Annotated in this window: 19 protein-coding genes; 7 read left to right on the top strand and 12 right to left on the bottom strand. The window is 48.3% G+C overall.

The features are described from left to right. Positions 1–4 precede the first annotated feature (4 nt). The 4 genes from FA91_RS05105 to FA91_RS05090 are packed head-to-tail and all read left to right on the top strand — an operon-like array spanning position 5 to position 4,607. A complete protein-coding gene (locus tag FA91_RS05105) occupies positions 5–1,498 on the top strand; it encodes a sodium:solute symporter family protein (RefSeq protein WP_034913191.1) in 1,494 nt (497 codons plus the stop codon). Positions 1,499–1,510: 12 nt separating this feature from the next. Next, positions 1,511–2,287: a 6-phosphogluconolactonase gene (locus FA91_RS05100; RefSeq protein ID WP_034913189.1), complete on the top strand. Its 777-nt coding sequence runs from the start codon at positions 1,511–1,513 to the stop codon at positions 2,285–2,287. After that, the gene (locus FA91_RS05095) at positions 2,280–3,425 is read left to right on the top strand and encodes an amidohydrolase family protein (protein WP_034913187.1); all 1,146 of its coding nucleotides are present in this window, start codon (positions 2,280–2,282) and stop codon (positions 3,423–3,425) included. Before FA91_RS05100 ends, FA91_RS05095 begins: the two co-directional genes overlap by 8 nt. A gap of 54 nt (positions 3,426–3,479) precedes the next feature. Next, positions 3,480–4,607 carry an ROK family protein gene (locus tag FA91_RS05090; protein WP_034913186.1) on the top strand — a complete coding sequence of 376 codons (1,128 nt, stop codon included), beginning with the start codon at positions 3,480–3,482 and terminating at the stop codon, positions 4,605–4,607. A gap of 16 nt (positions 4,608–4,623) precedes the next feature. Here FA91_RS05090 and FA91_RS05085 read toward each other — a convergent pair whose 3' ends face one another. After that, on the bottom strand, positions 4,624–4,830 hold the full coding sequence (locus FA91_RS05085) for a DUF2767 family protein (protein ID WP_034913184.1): 207 nt from the start codon (positions 4,828–4,830) through the stop codon (positions 4,624–4,626). Positions 4,831–4,912: 82 nt separating this feature from the next. Then, positions 4,913–5,395 carry a DUF1198 family protein gene (locus FA91_RS05080; RefSeq protein ID WP_034913183.1) on the bottom strand — a complete coding sequence of 161 codons (483 nt, stop codon included), beginning with the start codon at positions 5,393–5,395 and terminating at the stop codon, positions 4,913–4,915. Between the two features lie 174 nt (positions 5,396–5,569). On the opposite strand from FA91_RS05080, the gene FA91_RS05075 reads away from it, so the two are divergent. Continuing rightward, positions 5,570–5,953, top strand: a complete 384-nt coding sequence (locus FA91_RS05075; RefSeq protein WP_034913180.1) for a DUF1090 domain-containing protein — start codon at positions 5,570–5,572, stop codon at positions 5,951–5,953. A 29-nt stretch (positions 5,954–5,982) separates the two neighbouring features. Here FA91_RS05075 and FA91_RS05070 read toward each other — a convergent pair whose 3' ends face one another. The 3 genes from FA91_RS05070 to iraP are packed head-to-tail and all read right to left on the bottom strand — an operon-like array spanning position 5,983 to position 7,107. Then, complete coding sequence (locus FA91_RS05070) at positions 5,983–6,279, bottom strand: hypothetical protein (protein ID WP_034913177.1); 297 nt, start codon at positions 6,277–6,279, stop codon at positions 5,983–5,985. A gap of 54 nt (positions 6,280–6,333) precedes the next feature. Continuing rightward, positions 6,334–6,756: a DUF4186 domain-containing protein gene (locus FA91_RS05065; RefSeq protein ID WP_034913175.1), complete on the bottom strand. Its 423-nt coding sequence runs from the start codon at positions 6,754–6,756 to the stop codon at positions 6,334–6,336. A 15-nt stretch (positions 6,757–6,771) separates the two neighbouring features. Continuing rightward, the gene (gene iraP / locus FA91_RS05060; protein ID WP_034913173.1) at positions 6,772–7,107 is read right to left on the bottom strand and encodes an anti-adapter protein IraP; all 336 of its coding nucleotides are present in this window, start codon (positions 7,105–7,107) and stop codon (positions 6,772–6,774) included. A gap of 241 nt (positions 7,108–7,348) precedes the next feature. Here iraP and FA91_RS05055 point away from each other — a divergent pair, with 241 nt between their 5' ends. Next, on the top strand, positions 7,349–8,560 hold the full coding sequence (locus FA91_RS05055; protein ID WP_034913171.1) for a diguanylate phosphodiesterase: 1,212 nt from the start codon (positions 7,349–7,351) through the stop codon (positions 8,558–8,560). Between the two features lie 522 nt (positions 8,561–9,082). Here the strand turns inward: FA91_RS05055 and FA91_RS05050 are convergent. Beyond that, entirely contained in the window at positions 9,083–9,319 is a 237-nt protein-coding gene (locus FA91_RS05050) for a hypothetical protein (RefSeq protein ID WP_034913168.1), read from the bottom strand. A gap of 154 nt (positions 9,320–9,473) precedes the next feature. Between FA91_RS05050 and FA91_RS05045 the strand changes: the two genes are divergently transcribed. Continuing rightward, complete coding sequence (locus FA91_RS05045) at positions 9,474–9,701, top strand: YgdI/YgdR family lipoprotein (protein WP_034913165.1); 228 nt, start codon at positions 9,474–9,476, stop codon at positions 9,699–9,701. Between the two features lie 333 nt (positions 9,702–10,034). On the opposite strand, the gene gndA is transcribed toward FA91_RS05045, so the two are convergent. The 6 genes from gndA to FA91_RS05015 all read right to left on the bottom strand — a co-directional run bounded on the left by gndA (position 10,035) and on the right by FA91_RS05015 (position 18,902). Then, complete coding sequence (gene gndA, locus FA91_RS05040; protein WP_034913162.1) at positions 10,035–11,444, bottom strand: NADP-dependent phosphogluconate dehydrogenase; 1,410 nt, start codon at positions 11,442–11,444, stop codon at positions 10,035–10,037. A 131-nt stretch (positions 11,445–11,575) separates the two neighbouring features. Beyond that, positions 11,576–12,691 (bottom strand): glycosyltransferase family 4 protein, encoded by a 1,116-nt coding sequence (locus tag FA91_RS05035; protein ID WP_034913160.1) that lies wholly within the window; start codon positions 12,689–12,691, stop codon positions 11,576–11,578. Next, entirely contained in the window at positions 12,688–13,851 is a 1,164-nt protein-coding gene (locus FA91_RS05030; RefSeq protein WP_197060484.1) for a glycosyltransferase family 1 protein, read from the bottom strand. Before FA91_RS05030 ends, FA91_RS05035 begins: the two co-directional genes overlap by 4 nt. Then, positions 13,827–14,729 (bottom strand): GDP-mannose 4,6-dehydratase, encoded by a 903-nt coding sequence (locus FA91_RS05025; protein WP_034913157.1) that lies wholly within the window; start codon positions 14,727–14,729, stop codon positions 13,827–13,829. The genes FA91_RS05030 and FA91_RS05025 overlap by 25 nt, the downstream gene beginning before the upstream one ends. 1 nt (position 14,730) lies before the next feature. Continuing rightward, the gene (gene gmd, locus FA91_RS05020) at positions 14,731–15,771 is read right to left on the bottom strand and encodes a GDP-mannose 4,6-dehydratase (RefSeq protein WP_034913155.1); all 1,041 of its coding nucleotides are present in this window, start codon (positions 15,769–15,771) and stop codon (positions 14,731–14,733) included. A 38-nt stretch (positions 15,772–15,809) separates the two neighbouring features. Continuing rightward, positions 15,810–18,902, bottom strand: a complete 3,093-nt coding sequence (locus FA91_RS05015) for a glycosyltransferase (RefSeq protein ID WP_051937030.1) — start codon at positions 18,900–18,902, stop codon at positions 15,810–15,812.

Here is an 18,902-nt window from a genome sequence, read left to right as displayed (position 1 = left end):
TGCTATGAACGCGCTTGATTACGGGGTAATGGCTCTCTATGCCATCATGATTGTCTGCATTACGTTTTGGGCGATGCGGCGTATCGGCAGCACAAAAGATTTTTTTGCCGCAGGTGGAAAAATGCCCTGGTGGCTCTCCGGCGTCTCTCACCATATGTCCGGCTACAGCGCGGCGGTGTTTGTGGCCTACGCCGCTGTCGCCTATAAATCAGGGATCACCATCTACTTCTGGTGGGCGTTTCCCATCTCCATCGCCGTGCTGCTTGGCGCCTGGATCTTTGCGCCACGCTGGGCGCGCCTGCGTATTCATATGAATATAGAATCACCGATGGAATACCTCGCCACCCGCTATAACGTGCCGACGCAGCAGGTGCTGGCCTGGAGCGGCGTGCTGCTGAAGGTGTTTGACGTCGGCGCAAAGTGGGCAGCCATCGCGGTGATCATCAACGTCTTTACCGGCTTTTCACCGCTGATGGGCATCCTGATTTCCGGCACGCTGAGCCTGTTCTATTCGGTAATGGGCGGCCTGTGGGCCGATGCCTGTAACGACTTCGGCCAGTTTATTGTGCAGTTTGTCGCCGCCATCGTGATGGTGATTGCCGTCGCCATCCACCTCGGCGGCTTCAGCGAACTGCTGACCATCTGGGATCGCCTGCCGCCGCAGCACACCACTATTGTGCAGGAACCCTACACGACAGGCTTTATTCTTGCCTGTTTCATTATTTACACGCTGAGCTACAACGGCGGCACCTGGAATCTGGCGCAGCGTTTTATCGCCTCGCCCGGCGGTCAGTCGGCGCGCAAGGCAGCCCTGCTCTCCGCTGCGCTCTATCTGCTCTGGCCGCTGGTGCTGTTCTATCCGATGTGGGCCGCGCCGTTGCTCTATCCCGATCTGGCCGATCCGTCACGGTCATATTCGGTGATGGCAATGGATCTGCTGCCTGAAGGGCTGACTGGCCTGGTGCTGGTCGCCATGTTCACTCATACGCTGTCGATGACGTCGTCGGACGCCAACGCCATCACCGCCGTGGTCACACGCGATATTTTACCGGTGGTGCTGCCGCGCTATTTCTCGCAGCGCACGCCTTCGCTGCTGGCGGCACGTATCACCACCACACTGTTTATCCTGCTGACGCTGGTTATTGCGCTGAATGCCGGGCGCTTCGGCGGCGTTCTGTCGCTACTGATTATCTGGTTTGGCGGCCTGGTCGGCCCCATTTCGATTCCGATGCTGCTCGGGCTGCTGCCGTGGTTTCGCCGATGCGGCAGTACCGCCGCCATCGCATCGTGGGCCTGCGGCGTCTCGGTCTTTTTCACGGTGAAATTTTTACTGAACGACGTCACCACCGCCACCGTCGTCGCCTCGCCGGTGCTTACCTCGCTCGCGGTTTACATGCTGTGCGGCGTGCTGCGCCGCAGTCCGGTGTCGCCGGAGGTGGATACGCTGCTGAACGCGCTGAATCAGGACGCGCCCGCCACACCGCGCGAGACAAACTGAAAGGAGAGACTGATGAATACGCCACATCCTGTCCGCCATTACGACCGTCTGAAGGTGGCGGTGTATGCCGATCGCCACACGCTCGGCCACGAGGCCGGCAAAGCTGCCGCCGCACATCTGCGGCATCTGCTGAATAACCAGCCACGCGTGCGAATGATTTTTGCCGCCGCGCCGTCGCAAACTGAGTTTCTGGCCACGCTTGCCCGCGAAACCGGCATCGACTGGTCGCGCGTAACAGCCTTTCATATGGATGAGTACCTGGGTGCCGCCTGCCCGCCTGCGCAGCGGTTCAGCACCTGGCTGGCGCAGCATCTGTTTGCCGTCGTGCGGCCCGGCGACGTGTGGCCGATCCCCGCCGAGGGTGATGCTGAGACGATATGCCGTGACTATGCGGCGAAAATCGCTGAAGCGCCCGTCGACATCGTTTGCCTGGGCATAGGCGAAAACGGCCATCTGGCATTTAACGATCCGCCGGTGGCCGACTTCAACGACCCGCAGTTGATGAAGGTGGTGGAGCTTGACGCGCTCTGCCGCCAGCAGCAGGTTAACGACGGCTGTTTCGCCACGCTGGACGCAGTGCCGCGCCATGCGCTGACGCTGACCATTCCGGCACTGATGGCCGCTCGCCGACTGTTTTGCATGGTGCCGGGCCGCAGCAAGCGCCAGGCGGTAAGCGACGCGCTGCATCAGCCCGTCAGCACCGCCTGCCCGGCAACGATTCTGCGCCGCCATCCCGACTGTACGCTTTATACCGATAACGATGCGTTTGAGGAACCGCGCCATGGCTGACTGCGTGATTGACGCACGGGACGCTGATTCGCTTCAGGCTATCAGGCTGACCGCCGCCAACGGGGTGATTGAGAAGATTGTGCCGCTCGATACGACGGAACCTTTACCGCTCATTGCTCCGGGGCTGGTTGATCTTCAGGTAAACGGCTACGCGGGTATCGACTTCAACCATTATCCTTTCAGCCCGGAAGCGGTGGCGGCCGTGGTCGAAAAGCTCTGGCAGCAGGGCGTGACCACCTTTTTGCCCACGGTGATCACCGCCAGCGACAGGTCGATTGAGCAGGCGCTGTCCACCCTGGCTGCCGCACGCGAGCAACCCGTGGTGGCGGCCGCCGTACCGGGTTTTCATCTGGAAGGGCCGTTTCTCTCGCCGGAAGATGGCCCGCGCGGCGCGCATCCGCTTGCGCATATCAGCGCGCCCGATGACGCGCGCTTCAGACGCTGGCAGCAGGCGGCGCGCGGCGGCATTCGGCTACTGACGCTTTCACCAGAGTGGGCGAACAGCACGGCGTTTATTCAACGCTGCGTTGGCGAAGGCGTGATGATATCCATCGGACATACCAGCGCCAGCGCGGCGCAAATTGCAGATGCCGTTGCGGCAGGCGCGTCGCTTTCCACCCATCTGGGCAACGGTGCGCATCTGCATCTGCCGCGTCATCCCAACTACATCTGGCAACAGCTTGCGCAGGATGAGCTGGCCTGCGCGATGATCGCCGATGGCGATCATCTGCCGCTGGCGGTGCTGAAAGTATTCATGCGGGCCAAAGGAGAACGGGCATTCCTGGTCAGCGACGTGACCTGCTTTGCCGGAATGCCGCCCGGCGAATACCAGACGCCGATCGGCGGACGGGTGACGCTCAGTGAATCCGGCCGGCTGGCGGTGACGGAAACGCCTGCCCTGCTCGCCGGTTCAGCGCGTGGGCTGCTGCACGGCGTCAACCACCTGTTACAGAACGATCTGGCCTCTGTCGGCGAGGCGCTGGCGATGGCCTCGCTGCGGCCGGCAAAACAGCTCAATCTTCCGCAGCAGCAGGGATTGCGTGCCGGTGCGCCTGCTGATTTCCTGCTGCTCTCGCCGCAGGCGCATGGCGTCTCGCTGCGCGCGACCTACAAAGCGGGACGCAAGGTTGTGGGATGACAACCCGCGTCAGGCCTGCCAGACTAGCCCGGAGGCAATTCGGGTGGATAAGAGATGAAAGAATCTGGCAAAGGCCCCGCGCTGCTCCGCGTGCACAACGTCAAGCGGGCACTGGGTTTTCTGCGGCAGCAGCGCATTACAACGCGGCAGGATATGTCACAGGCGCTGTCGCTCAGTAAAAATACCGTTTCGTTGATCGTTGAGGAGCTGATCGCTGCCGACCTTGTGCAGGAGCGCGGTTTACAGCAGGTGGCCGGTGCCGGGCGGCCAAAGATCCAGATCGCTCTGCGTCCGGAGAAGATGAAGGCCGCAGGCATTTTGATTGAGCGCGAGCGCGCGCAGCTCACGGTATGCGACTACTTCTCTGAGGTGATTGATACGCGGACGTGGCCGATGGATACGCAGGATCCGCAACGCGTGCTGCGCGAAATCAACGCCCTCTGTCGCCAGCTGGTTGCACAGCATCCTGAACTGTTAGGCATCGGCGTCGGGCTGCCGGGTATTATCGATCCCGAACGTGGCTATCTTCACCTCTCCTCTCACCTTAACTGGCACAGCGTTGACGTTCAGTCGGCGCTGCGCGACGTTGGCGCACCGGTCAGGGTGATGAACCCGGTCAGGGCCGCCGCGCTGCTGTCACTGCCCCGACACAATGAGGGCGCAGCGCGCAGCTGTTTTTATTTACGCGTCGGCGAAGGCACCGGCGGCGCGCTGTTAAACGGCAATGAGATCTTTACCGGCAGTAGCTGGACGGCGGGCGAAGCCGGACATCTCACCGTGGCCGACGGGCCGCAGTGTCGCTGCGGCCAGCAGGGTTGTCTGGAGGCCATCATCAGTATTCCGGCCATCCGTCAGCGCTTTGCCCGCGCGCGGGCCGGTTTGAGTTGGGAAAAACGCGACGAAGCACCCGACGTTACCCACGCCATTATGCGCGAGGCCGGCGAGGCGCTGGGCAAAGCGCTGAGCCAGATCATGCTGTTGCTCAATCCGGCAACGCTGGTGATTGACTGCCCGTGGAATATCAGCCCGACATTTTGCGAATACGCGCGGGAAACGGCCAGGGCGAGAACGCTGGCCTTTACGTTTAAGCACACGTCGATTAACTTTCTGACGGATAATTACTCGCCGACGCGCGGCCTGGCGCTGGCGATCATCACCCGCAACGAGGCCACAACGATCTGACGCCGTCGTTAAGCGCTTACGGCTTCACCAGGCGGATAGCGTGTTCGAGGATCTTTTGCTCATCACGCTCGCTGTCGGCGCGCTGCTGACGCGTTTTTTTCAGCAGTTCGGCGATCACGCCGCGCGGCGTCTCATGGCCGCTCTCGGCCAGTACGATCACCGCATCGCCCACCACGCGGCAAACTTCGTCGTAATCGTCTTCGCTTAAAATATCTCTTTTCATTTCGTCTCCTCCGCTAAATAACCTGGCACAGCGGCGAGGAAATGCCAGAAACCGCGCTGTTTTAAACCGGCGGCTCGCCCGGTTAATGCAGGCGGGAATGGATTGAGAACACGTTGCCGTTGGCGGGTATCTCCTCTTCCGGCGCAAAGCGGGCATTGTAGCGCTGGCGGAAAGCGTGCATCTCCTGCGCATCGGGCTCAATTTCTCGCAGAAAACTCAGCGCCAGCCGCACGTGACCGATGCTCAACGCCGCCGGCAAATGCGCCTTGCGCATCACCGCCTGCCAGGCGATGAGATTTTCTTCCGATTCATCAACGATAAAGGTCTGATAAATCAGCAACACGCTGGCGGCATTTGCCAGGTGCGCGTCGTTATCGTCGGTAAGATAATCCACAAACTCTTCGCCCGCGTTTTTGCCCATCATGGCGATCAGCGATTCAACCCAAACCACGTCAATATTCAGCTTACGCGTTAAGGCTTTCACCGCGCGCCGCGTGCGCGAGTGCAGCACGCGAAAACCGATAAAAAATACAATGGCGAGAGTTAACAGCATCAGCCAGATCATGCATTGTCCTTCCTGAGTGGTGCGAAAAAGCGCGGCGACAGAGTAGCAGCAGGCTGTAAAACCAGCAACCGAACCACTTTACATCCGGTTAAAACACCTTGTTTTGTCCTGTGTTAAGAAACTCTTAAGATAGTTCACTATAATCGCCACCACGTCCCCAATGGAGCTGAGAACATGAAAACCAACGCTTTTTATACCGCGGGCCTACTGGCTTTCACCTTTATTGCGCTGCCCGCCAGCGCCGCACCCACCGGCTGCGCCGCGAAAAAACAGGATATCGAACAGCAGATTGATTACGCAAAACAGCATGGCAACACGCAGCGTCTCGCCGGATTGCAAAAGGCGCTGGCGGAAGTGAACGACCATTGCACCGACAGCGGACTGTTGACGCAGCGCCAGGCGCGTGTCGCAGAGAAGCAGAGCAAAGTGGCGGAGCGCGAACGCGAACTGATGGCAGCGCAAAACAGCGGCAGCCAGAAGAAAATCGCCAAAAAGCAGGAGAAGCTGGATGAAGCGCGCGATGAACTGAAAGAGGCGCAGGACGCACTGAACAAGTAACAGTGAGGCAGGCGGCAACCCGCCTGCCATCAGGATTTACTCACCGTATAGCTTTTTACCCTGCCTTTATCCAGTTCAACCGTCAGCGTTTTTCCTTCCGTGGTGTCGAGCGTTCTCGCCTGCGCCCAGGTCCAGAGCAGGATCAGGCGATCTTCCGGGTATGGCGTCTCAGAGGTGGGGTGGCCGAACAACGCGACCAAATCGCGTTTGGTCGAGGCGCCTTTATGGATTTTTTCCAGCTGCGCTTCATCAAAATTTTTCCCGACGGAAGAGGTGCAGCCTGTGATTAACAGCAGCAGCGACAAAACGGGCACAATGGTTCTCATAGCAATGACCTCAGCATTTTGTTGCTATCGTAGCATGCGCCGGAAATGGCGCATTCAAAAAAGGTCAGGCTGCGGGTTATCAGGGTTGGCGCGCGACCGGGGCGCTTTTGCTTTCGGCGCAGGCCGCTGCATCTCCTGGCGCAGCCAGCGGATTATCACCGCCACCACCCACGCCTGCTGCTCGTGGGTCAGCGGTTGATGCTGCGGGATGCCGTGCCATTTGCTCAGACAGCGACGACAGCAGGTTGCGGTGGCATGCTGGGCGATGAATACCGGATGCCCACGCATCGGCGTTTGTTTGCCGTCGTTAGCGGGTTCGCCGGGTGCCAGACGCTGCCGGATAAACGCTGCGGCGTGTTCGCCTGTCAGCGCCTCGCCTTTTTCCAGACAATAATCGTATTCCGCCCGGCCCAGGTGGAAGCGTTGCCGAAAGGAGGATTGCGACAGGCGGAGAAAGAGATCGTCAGACGCGCGCATCAGCAATGGCCGGCGTTACGCGTCGGGCGCGTTTTTCGCCAGATCGTTTAATGCTGCATTATCCACTTCTGAATCCGCTTTTCCAATGAGCTGCGTCATTGAGAGCAGTTGATGAAATTCGGCTAACAGCAGCTGCGCGTCGCTTTTCATCATTTCGTCAGAAGAATCCAGGACTGAGTTGATGGCTTTGTTAACTGATTCGACCATTTCAGTCACGCCGCCGTTTTTCCCTACGGTCAATACCAATGCACTCAACAGCAGAGACTGCGCCTCAACCTGCGCGGAAAGTTTTTTATTCTCGGCATCAATTTTGGAAATTTTTGCCAGCATACTAAGGATAATGTTCTTCATGTGCCTTAAACCCTGGTAGGTGTAAGGGGCAATTTTACGCGTAGTATAAAATCTGGCAACCGCAAATTTTCTCAATGCTTTTCTGGTTATTATTCATTGGAACATTAATTCCTCTGATTTTACGCACACTTTTCCTATTATTATCAAAGCGCTTCGTATTATTTACTTATATTGATCTGGACAACCCCATTAGCACTTCTGGTAATGTATGTGACATAAAGGTAATCATTTGGAATGCTGCATGTTGTCAACAATCGTCTATCGCAGTCATCTCTGCGATGAGGTTCCGGTTAAAAAACTGGAAGAAATGGTAGTTATTGCTAATAAAGTCAACGAATTATATGACATCACCGGTATTTTACTTTTTAACGGCACCCATTTTTTTCAGGTGCTTGAAGGGCCGGAAGAAGCCGTTCGCACTATATATGGACGCATTTGTGAAGACGAACGGCATCATAACGTCGTTGAATTAATGCGCGATTATGCGCCTTCACGTCGCTTTGGCAATGTCGGCATGGAGCTTTTCGATCTCAGAGATTTTGATAAGGATTCGGTGCTTCAATCAGTGCTGGATAAAGGCACATCGAAATTTCAGCTTACCTATGATGATCGCGCTCTTCAGTTTCTCCGCACTTTTGTTGAGGCGAGAGAGAAGGAAAACTATTACGAAGTGCCGCCGGCCGATTCATGGGCGTTTATAGCGGATGACAATCAGATGCGCGAAGGCGATTCAGCGTTGAATGCTTCTGAGGACTTTTGCTTTACGTTTCAACCCATCATCGATCCCTTTTCTCAGCAGATCGTCTCTTTCGAAGCGCTCATGCAGGGCCTGGACGGGCGTTCAGCCGAAGACTATCTTTCAAACCTGCCGCGCGAAAATGTCTACGAGACGGATTTGAAATCCAAAAAACTGGCCTTTGCACAGGCCCGGAAGCTGGATATTCAGCATCTGACCTTATCGATTAATTTGCTGCCGATGTCGCTGGTGATGGTGCCAGACGCCGTTGAGTTTCTGCTGACGGAGATCGACGCTTATGGCTTCGTGCCCGAGCAGATTGTGGTCGAATTTACCGAAAGCGATACCATTTCGCGCGTTGATGCATTCGAAACGGCAATTAAAAAGCTTAAAGCCGCCGGTATCAGCCTTTCAATTGATGGTTTTGGTGCCGGTTCGGCTGGCCTGTTACTGCTTACCCGTTTCCAGCCTGATAAAATAAAGATCGATCGTCATATTATTAATGACGTACATAAAAGCGGCCCTAAGCAGGCAATTATACTGGCTATTATTAAGTGCTGCTCTTCGCTGGAAATTTCCGTTATCGCCGAGGGCGTTGAGAAACCTGAAGAGTGGATGTGGCTGGAAGCGGCCGGTATTTATAATTTTCAGGGTTCGTTATTCGCCAGCCCTAAACTGAATGGGCTTCCCGCCGTGGCCTGGCCGGAAAAAAATTGATGTATGCATAATGGGTCACACACTGTTGTGGCCCCTCTTTTTTATTCACCTGCACATTTCCGTTGTATCTATCGACTGCGCGCCCTGCTATCAGGCAAAAAAAACCGGCAAAACGCCGGTCAATGATAACGGCGGGTTAAGTCGTGCTGCTATCAGTTAAACGCATAAGGATTATCTGTCAGCGGCAGGCGCGCTAAGCCCTGGTCGGTTTGGCGCAATTTCTGCGTGCCATGCTCGGGTACACTGACGCTCTCCAGACAATAGTTTTAATAAAAAAACTTAACAAACAGTTATAACCGATCGATTGCACTGAATTGATCGTTTAAAACGATCGATTTACATAACCTGTTGATTAACAATGAAATAAAATTAGTTATTCCTGTAATCTGTATCAGTTAATAGTGAGGTGATTTAATAGTGATTTGTCCGTATTTAAGCCGGATTTTTCGCTTTAGGCATCATCGGCGCACCTGAAAATGCGCCTCGTGATAACAGACAGGTGATATTACCGATTAGCTAATTTTATTCCCGATCGGGCTCGCGAAATAGCGCAGGGTCTACGTCGACACGGTCGCCTATCGACCACCCTTTTTTGCCCAATATGCGCTGAGGCGTGGTTTCCGGTACGGTGAAATAGTATGAGTACGATGTCTCACCTGATTTATCTGCATCCTCCTGCAAGTCCGTGGATTGCAGCCCCAGCACTTCAATTTCTTCCTCAGTCAGGCCCAACGTTTCTGCAAGTTTAGCTCGATTCATAACTCGTCTCCCCGGTAGATGAATAATAAGTTAAGCACCGTTTCCGCAGAACTGCCGTCCTTATTCTTCACAGTCTTATCGGGGGTAAAAATCATGTTCAACCATCTTCTGCTATACTTAACTCGTTCTTAAACAAGTAATCACGAGGGTATCTATGAAAAAGACGTTAAGCATGTCCGTTGCTGCATTACTTGCCGTGGCTGCGCTGGCCGGTTGCTCACACAGCAATTACGCTATCCACACAAAAGATGGGCGCACAATTATTAGCGATGGTAAACCACAAGGAACTGAAGCCGGTTTACTGGGTTATATTGATGCTAATGGCACCAAACAGCAGATAAATCAGAATGAAGTCGAAAAAGTCTCTGAAGTTCCGCGCTGAATAAACTTGCCCCTGCAAAGGGGCATTTTTCCCTGTGAACGTTGGCGTCTTCAATAACGCCCCCGCCCAAAATGGCTTATATAATATTTCCAACTTTAATAATGAATATGTATTTATGAGTATGGGTGACTTTACGAATTTCGTTGAAGCAGCCGGAGCGCTCGCTAATAGCGATCTTGTGATGATTACGCCCTAATCGACAGAGCAAGACGGATATTCTGTATACGACATTCAGAGAGAGGTTTGCAATGGCGGACATAATGGCGGGGCGGAATTTGAGCGTGGATTTTTGATGTGAAAAAAAATGCTTCCCTGGGGAAGCATTTTTAGTGGTTAGTCGAGCCATTCTGTATGGAACACACCTTCTTTATCAATACGCTTATAGGTGTGAGCACCGAAGTAGTCACGCTGCGCTTGAATCAGGTTTGCAGGCAGCACATCTGAACGGTAACTGTCGTAGTAAGCAATCGCCGCCGAGAATGTTGGCGTTGGGATGCCGTTCTGAATCGCATAGGAGACGACATCACGCAATGCCTGCTGATACTTGTCAGCAATACCTTTAAAGTAAGGTGCTAATAGCAGGTTAGCAATGCTCGCATTTTCAGCATAGGCATCCGTAATCTTCTGCAAAAACTGCGCGCGGATGATGCAACCAGCCCGGAAAATCTTAGCAATTTCACCGTAATGCAGATCCCAGTTGTTCTCTTCTGAAGCCGCGCGCAGCTGTGAGAAACCCTGGGCATAAGAGACGATTTTACCCAGGTAGAGCGCACGACGCACTTTTTCAATAAACTCCGCTTTGTCACCGATGAAGGCTTGAGCCTGCGGGCCACTCAGTATTTTAGAGGCCGCAACACGCTGAGTTTTTAGCGAAGAAAGATAACGGGCGAAAACGGATTCAGTAATCAGTGACAGTGGCTCACCCAGATCAAGTGAGCTCTGGCTGGTCCATTTACCCGTGCCCTTATTCGCCGCTTCATCCAGGATCACATCAACCAGGTATTTACCCTCTTCGTCTTTCCGGGTAAATATATCTTTGGTGATGTCGATCAGGTAGCTGCTTAGCTCACCGTTATTCCAGTTGGTGAACGTTTCAGCCAGCTCAATGTTGTTCAGTCCCAGCGCATTCTTCAGCAATGCATAGGCTTCAGCAATCAGCTGCATATCGCCGTATTCGATGCCGTTATGAACCATTTTAACATAGTGACCTGCACCGTCCGGGCCGATATAAGCCACACAGGCTTCGCCATCATCAGCGCGTGCAGCTATCTTATTCAGGATCGGTGCGACCAGCTCATAAGCTTCTTTCTGACCGCCAGGCATAATCGACGGGCCTTTCAGTGCGCCCTCTTCACCACCGGAAACGCCCGTACCGATGAAGTTAAAACCCTGTTCAGACAGCTCTTTGTTACGACGAATGGTATCTTTATAGAAAGTATTACCGCCATCAATCAGAATGTCACCTTTATCCAGATGTGGCGTCAGCGATGCAATGGTTTTATCGGTCGCTTCACCAGCCTGAACCATCAGCAGGATACGGCGTGGTTTTTCCAGCGATTCAATAAACTCTTCAACGGTGTAAAAAGGGGCCAGTTTCTTGCCCTGGTTCTCAGCGATGACTTCATCGGTCTTTTCACGCGAACGGTTAAAGATAGAGACAGTGTAACCCCGGCTCTCAATGTTAAGAGCCAAATTCCGCCCCATGACTGCCATACCTACAACGCCGATCTGCTGCTTGGACATTACATACTCCTGTTTATGGTCTCGCAGGGTGTTACAAGTAACACCATTTTAAAAAGATGAGTAGATTAACTCAGAATAGCTTATTAAAGATAATAATTGGTCTGATAGCCAGATGAAATTAATAATAAAAATCACCTATTTAACAATGACTTATAAATCCTGTTATAGCTTTTAACCATTTTATCTGCGGTAAAATGCGACTCGAAGCGGGCCAGGGCAGCCGCGCCGTAACTGCTGGCTAACTGAGGATTGTTCCATATTTCATCCATTGCTTTACGCAAAGCAGCAGGATCCGATGGTGGAACCACTAAACCCGTTACAGAATCAATATTGATGAAAGTTGTGCCCGTACCGATTTCACTGGATATGAGCGGCTTAGAATACAGAGCCCCTTCAAGTAGCGAAATTCCAAAGGCTTCTGAACGCAGGTGCGAGGGGAAAACCAGACAAGTACATAATTGCAGTAAGGCGGACTTTTCGCTGTCTTCTAATGCGCCGAGAAAATGGATATTGTTCACACCTAACCGCTGCGCCTGAGACTTAAGTTCAGCTTCAATCGGCCCGGCCCCTACCACAACAACCGGATAACGGCTGTTCCTTGCCGCCTCGATTAAAATATGCAGGCCTTTATAGTAACGAAACGTCCCGATAAACAGGAAGAAGCCATTCGGGAATATTGCATGCCATTTTTGTAAAACGGCGGGATCGTTGTTTTGATAGAACTCTTTATCAAGACCATAAGGAATGACTTCGACTTTATCCTTAAATCGCTGCAAAACAGGACTACTTTCAACGTAATTCGGCGAGGCCGCAACAATATGATTTACGCTGGAAAGAAAACGATTCATTAAGGGGGTATATAGCCTCAGCAGCGTCTTTTGTTTTACAATATCAGAATGATAGCTTACCACCGAAGGCTTTTTTATCCCTGCTGCAAAATGCATGAAGTCCATAAAGGGATAAGGGAAGTGGTAATGGATAATGTCTGAATCCTCTGCAAGTTTTTTGAATTGTCTTATCGCTGAATAAGAAAATGGCGTTGAAGCGAACTCGTAGAGTGTTTTTACACGATAAATAAGATGATTATCCAGGGCCTCTTTTTTATTTTCAAAACTGGGACTGTGGGTGAAAATCACGGATCTGATATCTTCTTTGATTCCACCTTCCGCAAGCTGATATATAACCTGTTCAATACCACCAAAAGTATCAGGATAGTATGTTTTATAACAATGTAGAACCCGAGTCATATGTATTTCGCGACCTGCTGGTAAGCTTCAATGGTTTTGTCCGCACACAATGACCAGGAAAATTGGCGGGCGCGGGCGAGGCCTTTATCAATCATATGTTGCTTTTCATAAGCGTTACCCATCATCATTTGGATATAATTAGTCAAGGCATCTATATCTTCTGGATCATGCATTAATGCAGCATCCCCTGCCACCTCAGGCAGTGAAGTACTGTTAGAGCAAATTACAGCTGTTCCTGATGCCATTGCTTCAAGCACTGGCAACCCGAAACCTTCATATATCGAAGGAAAGACAAAACTTGTAGCAGCGCTGAATAGAGCAGGCAAATCTTTTTCAGGGACAAAACCTGGATATTTCAGCCACCCTTCCCTTTCGCCCTTGTCGAATAGCTTGAAAAGCTTCTCATTTTCCCATCCTTTATAACCGCTAATGACTAAAGGAAATGCGGCTTTATCATGGGAAGCCAGACTGTCATAAGCCTGCAATAGCGTAAGTATATTTTTTCGCGGTTCAATCGTACCAGTATAGAGAAAAAAACTTCGCCACTTAAGATTGTATTTTTTGAGTACATTTTGCACATCAATTTCATTACGACAATGAAATTGTTCATTGCAGGCAAGAGGAGCAACGACAATTTTTTTATCTTCAATACCAAAAAAATCAATCAACTCCTGCCGGGTGTAGTACGAGTCAGTAATCAACATGGGTGCACGGGAAACTGTTTTTCTTAACTCTTTTTGCATTAAATGAACTCGACCGGCTGGGTGAAATTGTGGCCAGTGAAAAACAGAAAGATCATGAAATGTCGCAACACAATGCTTAACTTTAGGGGGTAAATAATAGTTAGGGCTGTGATATATATGGTTTTTAAAATTCCGTAGTGCCAGTGTTTTCATAGCAGGAAAAGTAAGGCGGTAGATCTCACTAACGGCTTTGCTTTTTTGTAACGTGCGTTTGAGAGATTGAACCGATTGAGCTGGTTCACTGGCGACAACCAGTGAATCATGTACTTTTGTGCCATGAAGGTACGTCAGCATCAGTTCTTCTTTTCTCTGAAGCTGTTTTGCAAGTTCAAACGCGTAACGGCCAATACCGGTTAAAGGGTATTTAATACAATCCGTAGAAAAAACGACGTTTATTTTTTTGCTTCCAGCATCCATTTGAGTGTGTCTCTGAGAGGAATTTTCGGAGAATTATTACCCGTTATATTATTCAGTAACGTGATATCGCCACAGAGTTCTTTAATTTCGTTTGGTCGGACGAATTGTGGATTGACTTCAATACGGATGTCATGGCCAGTCAACTCTTTACAGAGCACTATTACTTCATGCAAAGAGTACATCTTACCTGAAGCAACATTGACAACGTTGCCAAAAGAAGAGGATTTGAGTAACGTTAAATAGCTTTTCACCACGTCTCGCACGTCAGAAAAATCACGCCAGACATCGATGTTCCCCAGCTTAATTATCTCTTTTCGCTCACGAAAATGCTTAACTATTTTTGGAATGAGAAAGTTTTCTGCCTGACCCACGCCCGTGTAGTTAAATGGTCGTGTAATAATAATTGGTAGCGTGTCATAGAACAGGCCCGCCATAAACTCCATCGCCAATTTGCTTACCGCATAGTCATTTGCCGGTCTGGTCGGCGTCGTCTCCGCTAATTTACCCGGTGTGTTATTACCATAAACATTTGCGCTGCTTGCGACCAAAACTGCCTCAGGCGTCTTCGTTGATTCGGCTAAAGCCTGTAATAAATTACGCGTTCCCCAAAGATTTACGTCATAAAATATTTTAGGATCACTGTGTGCAACAAAAGCAATGGCAGCAAGATGAACAACGATGTCAGGTTGAACTGCATCAATAGCTTGCTTAACCTGTGCTGCGTTGGTGAGATTGACCTGAATATAATTTGAGGATTCGCGGGCGGGGGATGAACCGAAACCATAAACTTCATATCCGGCAGCGGATAACTCCGCTGCCATATATTGGCCGGTAAAGCCCTCGATCCCAGTGATCAGTGCTTTTTTGCCATTAGTCATATCAGAATGAGAACCCTTGTTTGTTGCGGCGCAGATCTTCTTCAACCATCATAGCACACAGTTCTTCCAGCGTTGTTTTAGGCTCCCAACCCAGAATATCTTTCGCGCGCTGCGGATTACCGATGAGCAGTTCGACTTCAGCCGGCCGATAGAACTTAGGATTAACTTTCACGACAACTTTGTTAGTTGCAACATCAATGGCGACTTCTTGATCTTCCTTACCTTCAAAACGAAGCTCAATACCGGCTGCTTTAAATGCCATTGAGACAAAGTCACGAACCGTTTCAGTACGATTGGTCGCCAGCACAAAAGTATCAGGCTCCTCGGCCTGCAACATTAACCACATGCCTTCCACATATTCTTTTGCGAAGCCCCAGTCTCGCTTAGCATCCATATTACCTAACTCTAATACATCAAGCTTACCAAGTTTGATTTTGGCTACAGAGTCAGTAATTTTACGGGTCACGAATTCCTGTCCACGAAGTGGCGATTCATGATTAAAAAGAATGCCGCTTGAAGCAAAAATATTATAGCTCTCGCGGTAATTTATCGTCATCCAGTGCGCATAGAGCTTAGCGACCCCATAAGGACTCCGTGGATAGAAGGGAGTATCCTCTTTCTGTGGAATAGCTTGTACCTTGCCAAACATTTCAGAAGTCGAGGCCTGATAAAATCGAATTCCTGGATTGACAATGCGGATGGCTTCCAGCAAATTTACCGGCCCAAGACCAGTAATTTCGGCAGTGGTTAATGGCTGATCAAATGAGACGCCGACAAAGCTCTGGGCAGCAAGATTATAAACTTCCGTCGCCTGACTTTCTTGCAGTAAGCGTATGCTTGATGATAGATCGGTGAGGTCATATTCTATCAAGTGAAGATTAGGATCAGATTTAATGCCCAATTCTTCAATACGCCAAAAGTTTACAGAGCTTGTACGACGATAAGTACCGTATACTTTATAGCCTTTACCAAGTAGTAGTTCAGCTAAATATGCGCCATCCTGACCTGTGATACCTGTTATTATTGCAATTTTATTAGTCATTTCTTACCTTCTTCAATGAGTAATCAGGCTTATGAACTTCACAGCATTAAGAGCTGTTTTATATACATTTCAGGCGATAAATATTTCACCACCCATTGTTGAGCACCCGGGAAACGATTTTTTAAGGAGTCCAGAGTGACCTCAGGCATGTTGTCAGAGAAAACGACATCTCCGCAGCTCATAATATCAATTATCTTTTCTCTTTCATCCTCACCTAACTCAGAAAATACACCTTCGAGAGAAGTTACATCATCCTCCCAAAGCATAAACGTAATGCGATTATTTATCGAGATAAAATGACATGCATCAGCAATTTTCAAAATATGCTCTGCTGTAGGATTGTATATTATAAAGTGGCTATTTTTAACTATATCAATAATTTCGTCATGAATATTAAAATCAGAAAGAGCAAACAAGTCCTGCGCATAACCTTTTGCCTTTTTATAATTATGACCATCGAAGTGAATAGGTTCAAGTCTAAAATTACGGTTAAGAGCATCTGAAAGATTCATGACAACATCATTTAATTCAAGAGAATCGTCACATTCATATACAACGCTAACATCTATATATATAGTCGAAGATGCATCAGCGGGAACACTGTTACTTATTGATTGTGAAAGACTTTTTAGCGCAGAATCATCAGCAATGAGCAATTCTTTTTCATAGCTTTCAAAATTTAGAAGCTTACTTTTATCCTCGATTTTATAAGCATCTTCAATTATATTAAAATATTCTTTGGCGCATTCCGATGGACTATGCAAGGTTTGGATAACATTCCTGGCCCTGGATCCAAGAGTAGTTCTTTTGGTACTGTCTGCCACAAGTTGTTGAAGTTGTGCTGTCAATTCTTGATTATCAAAATTATCGTCCAGCAAAATTATTGCCTCTGGATCAAGATCGCTCATGCTTCCGTTAGAATTAGCAATTGTCGCCAGGCCATAATTCATGCAATCCAATACAGCAGCTGATGTTTCTCCTCTCGACAAGGTTCTTAATTGTATACCGATATCGGCTGCACTTAACCAGAGCTTGTATTCATCATCGCTTACCCAATCTGTAATCTTAATACAGTCCTTACAGACAGATTTTGAGATTTTTTCATCTATTAATTGGCCATAATCGCCCTTAGAGTTATGTCCAACAAAAACCAACTTTACCGATCCGTCAGGGTTATGTAAATTATTAAAAGCGTCAATAATTTTATGATTGAGTTTTGTTACCGCAACAAAACCCAGGCTTATTATTAGCAGTTCATTGTCTGCAATATTAAGTTTTTTTCGGGCATTTTTTTTATTGACATCCAAAACGGGTTCCCTCAAAAGCGGAACATGGTTGTATTTGCTTTTAAATAAGTTACCGTACCAACTCTCAGCCAGTTTAATGGTGCTCTTTGAATGAAATATAATAGATGTAGCGCCTTCTAATACATCTTTATTACATGGATATTCAAGTATCGCATCATCATTTGTCATTCTATCATTATTAAATCTCACCGCATTATAGCCATGAGAATCATATAAAATGTCATTTATTTTTGCACTACCATTTGTTGTGTGCAACATCCAATTAATTACACCCGAGAGATAAAAATCATGCATTACTACAACGCCCGGAAATAAATTTAACAGTTCAAACATGTGGCTATGAAAATGTGAATTACCGAATTGATATAATATTCTATCGAACTCTTGATGCTGTTTTTTAAATTCTTCGACAGTAATAACTTCTACAGAGTGTTTTTTCCATAGAATTTTCACATCAATGTTATCGTTGACAATTTTTATTTTATAATACTTAGACAAATAAGGAAGCAAATCAGCGCAATAATAACTTATGCCGCTTTTTTCAGGCGTAAGCGGAGAAATTAAAGCCAACTGCTTTTTATCATTAATCTCACTTATACCAGTTTCATATTTATGATTTTCAGTAAAATGAGAAATTCCATCTAAAAGTTTTTTTGCAGAAATGTCCCATCCAAATTTCTTAACTTGCTTCTGAGAATGTATTAAAAGTTTATTTCTGAAATCATCATCGTTCAGGACTTGCGTAATTTTTTTAGTTATATCGTTTACATCTCTTGGGTCAAAGAGGGCATCTTCGAATTCTATAACCTCCGGGAGACTTGATACGTTACTGGTTATAACGGGTTTACCGCAAAGCATGGCTTCTAATACAGGAAGTCCAAAACCTTCATGCCACGAAGGAAAGACAAAAGCATAACAGAGATTATATAGACAAACTAACTCCTCATCACTTACATAACCCGTTAGAACCAGCTGATTTTCCACTAATCCAAACGATTCGCCCAGTTTATAGAGATCCAATTTAACGTGATCTGGCATTGAACAAACAATAGCTAATTGATGTTTTTCCTTTAAATCATTGGATAATAAACTATAGCTTTCAATTAACTTCTCCATATTTTTACGATGATCCACTCCCCCCGTGTACATGAGGAAGTCATCCTGAAGCTGATATTTTTTATTTATATCTAACTTCTTTTCTTCATTGATGTTTGTCGGGAAAAATATTTCATCTGCTGCTGTAGATACATTAATTACCTTACTTACATCCCAATTCAAATAGTCAACTGCCTCTTTTCCCGCTGAAGATGAAATGCTAAAGAGGTAGTCAGCTTTTTTCAGGAACTCCAATTGAGTATCATACCATGCTTTTAAAACATCGTTAGTCAGATATATATCTCTATAAATATAGGGTATAAGGTCATACAGTATAACGCCAACAGGATAATTTTTTTTCTCTGAAATACTAATAACAGAATGGTCAATTAAACCTTCGAAAATACTCGTCATTAATAAGAAATCTGGTTTTAAACTAGTATGGAATTCTTCATATAATTTTTGTGAAACTTTTCTATTCCATTTATTAGCTTCGTAAATAAAAGATGTGAGTTCGACTGGGTACCAAACTTCGATTTGGAAACCCTCAATCTTTACAAGATCCTTAAACTCTCTAATAGAATCAGTATAGCTTCCGTTGAAAGTTAAAATAACAGTGTTGTCTCTATTTATTTTAATTAATTCTTTAACAATAGAAATTGTATACCTGCCAATTCCCCTTGTACGACTTGACCCCTGCCAACCTTGCATGTCAATTACTAAGCGCAT

The sequence above is a fragment of the Erwinia sp. 9145 genome (assembly GCF_000745075.1).
Taxonomy (GTDB): domain Bacteria; phylum Pseudomonadota; class Gammaproteobacteria; order Enterobacterales; family Enterobacteriaceae; genus Erwinia; species Erwinia oleae.
The sequence above is the reverse complement of the archived record's forward strand: the minus strand, read 5'-3'. Positions and strand labels throughout refer to the sequence as shown.

Coding starts and splice junctions, on each gene's coding strand:
- FA91_RS05105 (WP_034913191.1), top strand. CDS start 5: ATGAACGCGCTTGATTACGGGGTAATGGCTCTCTATGCCATCATGATT.
- FA91_RS05100 (WP_034913189.1), top strand. CDS start 1,511: ATGAATACGCCACATCCTGTCCGCCATTACGACCGTCTGAAGGTGGCG.
- FA91_RS05095 (WP_034913187.1), top strand. CDS start 2,280: ATGGCTGACTGCGTGATTGACGCACGGGACGCTGATTCGCTTCAGGCT.
- FA91_RS05090 (WP_034913186.1), top strand. CDS start 3,480: ATGAAAGAATCTGGCAAAGGCCCCGCGCTGCTCCGCGTGCACAACGTC.
- FA91_RS05085 (WP_034913184.1), bottom strand. CDS start 4,830: ATGAAAAGAGATATTTTAAGCGAAGACGATTACGACGAAGTTTGCCGC.
- FA91_RS05080 (WP_034913183.1), bottom strand. CDS start 5,395: ATGATCTGGCTGATGCTGTTAACTCTCGCCATTGTATTTTTTATCGGT.
- FA91_RS05075 (WP_034913180.1), top strand. CDS start 5,570: ATGAAAACCAACGCTTTTTATACCGCGGGCCTACTGGCTTTCACCTTT.
- FA91_RS05070 (WP_034913177.1), bottom strand. CDS start 6,279: ATGAGAACCATTGTGCCCGTTTTGTCGCTGCTGCTGTTAATCACAGGC.
- FA91_RS05065 (WP_034913175.1), bottom strand. CDS start 6,756: ATGCGCGCGTCTGACGATCTCTTTCTCCGCCTGTCGCAATCCTCCTTT.
- iraP (WP_034913173.1), bottom strand. CDS start 7,107: ATGAAGAACATTATCCTTAGTATGCTGGCAAAAATTTCCAAAATTGAT.
- FA91_RS05055 (WP_034913171.1), top strand. CDS start 7,349: ATGTTGTCAACAATCGTCTATCGCAGTCATCTCTGCGATGAGGTTCCG.
- FA91_RS05050 (WP_034913168.1), bottom strand. CDS start 9,319: ATGAATCGAGCTAAACTTGCAGAAACGTTGGGCCTGACTGAGGAAGAA.
- FA91_RS05045 (WP_034913165.1), top strand. CDS start 9,474: ATGAAAAAGACGTTAAGCATGTCCGTTGCTGCATTACTTGCCGTGGCT.
- gndA (WP_034913162.1), bottom strand. CDS start 11,444: ATGTCCAAGCAGCAGATCGGCGTTGTAGGTATGGCAGTCATGGGGCGG.
- FA91_RS05035 (WP_034913160.1), bottom strand. CDS start 12,691: ATGACTCGGGTTCTACATTGTTATAAAACATACTATCCTGATACTTTT.
- FA91_RS05030 (WP_197060484.1), bottom strand. CDS start 13,851: ATGGATGCTGGAAGCAAAAAAATAAACGTCGTTTTTTCTACGGATTGT.
- FA91_RS05025 (WP_034913157.1), bottom strand. CDS start 14,729: ATGACTAATGGCAAAAAAGCACTGATCACTGGGATCGAGGGCTTTACC.
- gmd (WP_034913155.1), bottom strand. CDS start 15,771: ATGACTAATAAAATTGCAATAATAACAGGTATCACAGGTCAGGATGGC.
- FA91_RS05015 (WP_051937030.1), bottom strand. CDS start 18,902: ATGCGCTTAGTAATTGACATGCAAGGTTGGCAGGGGTCAAGTCGTACA.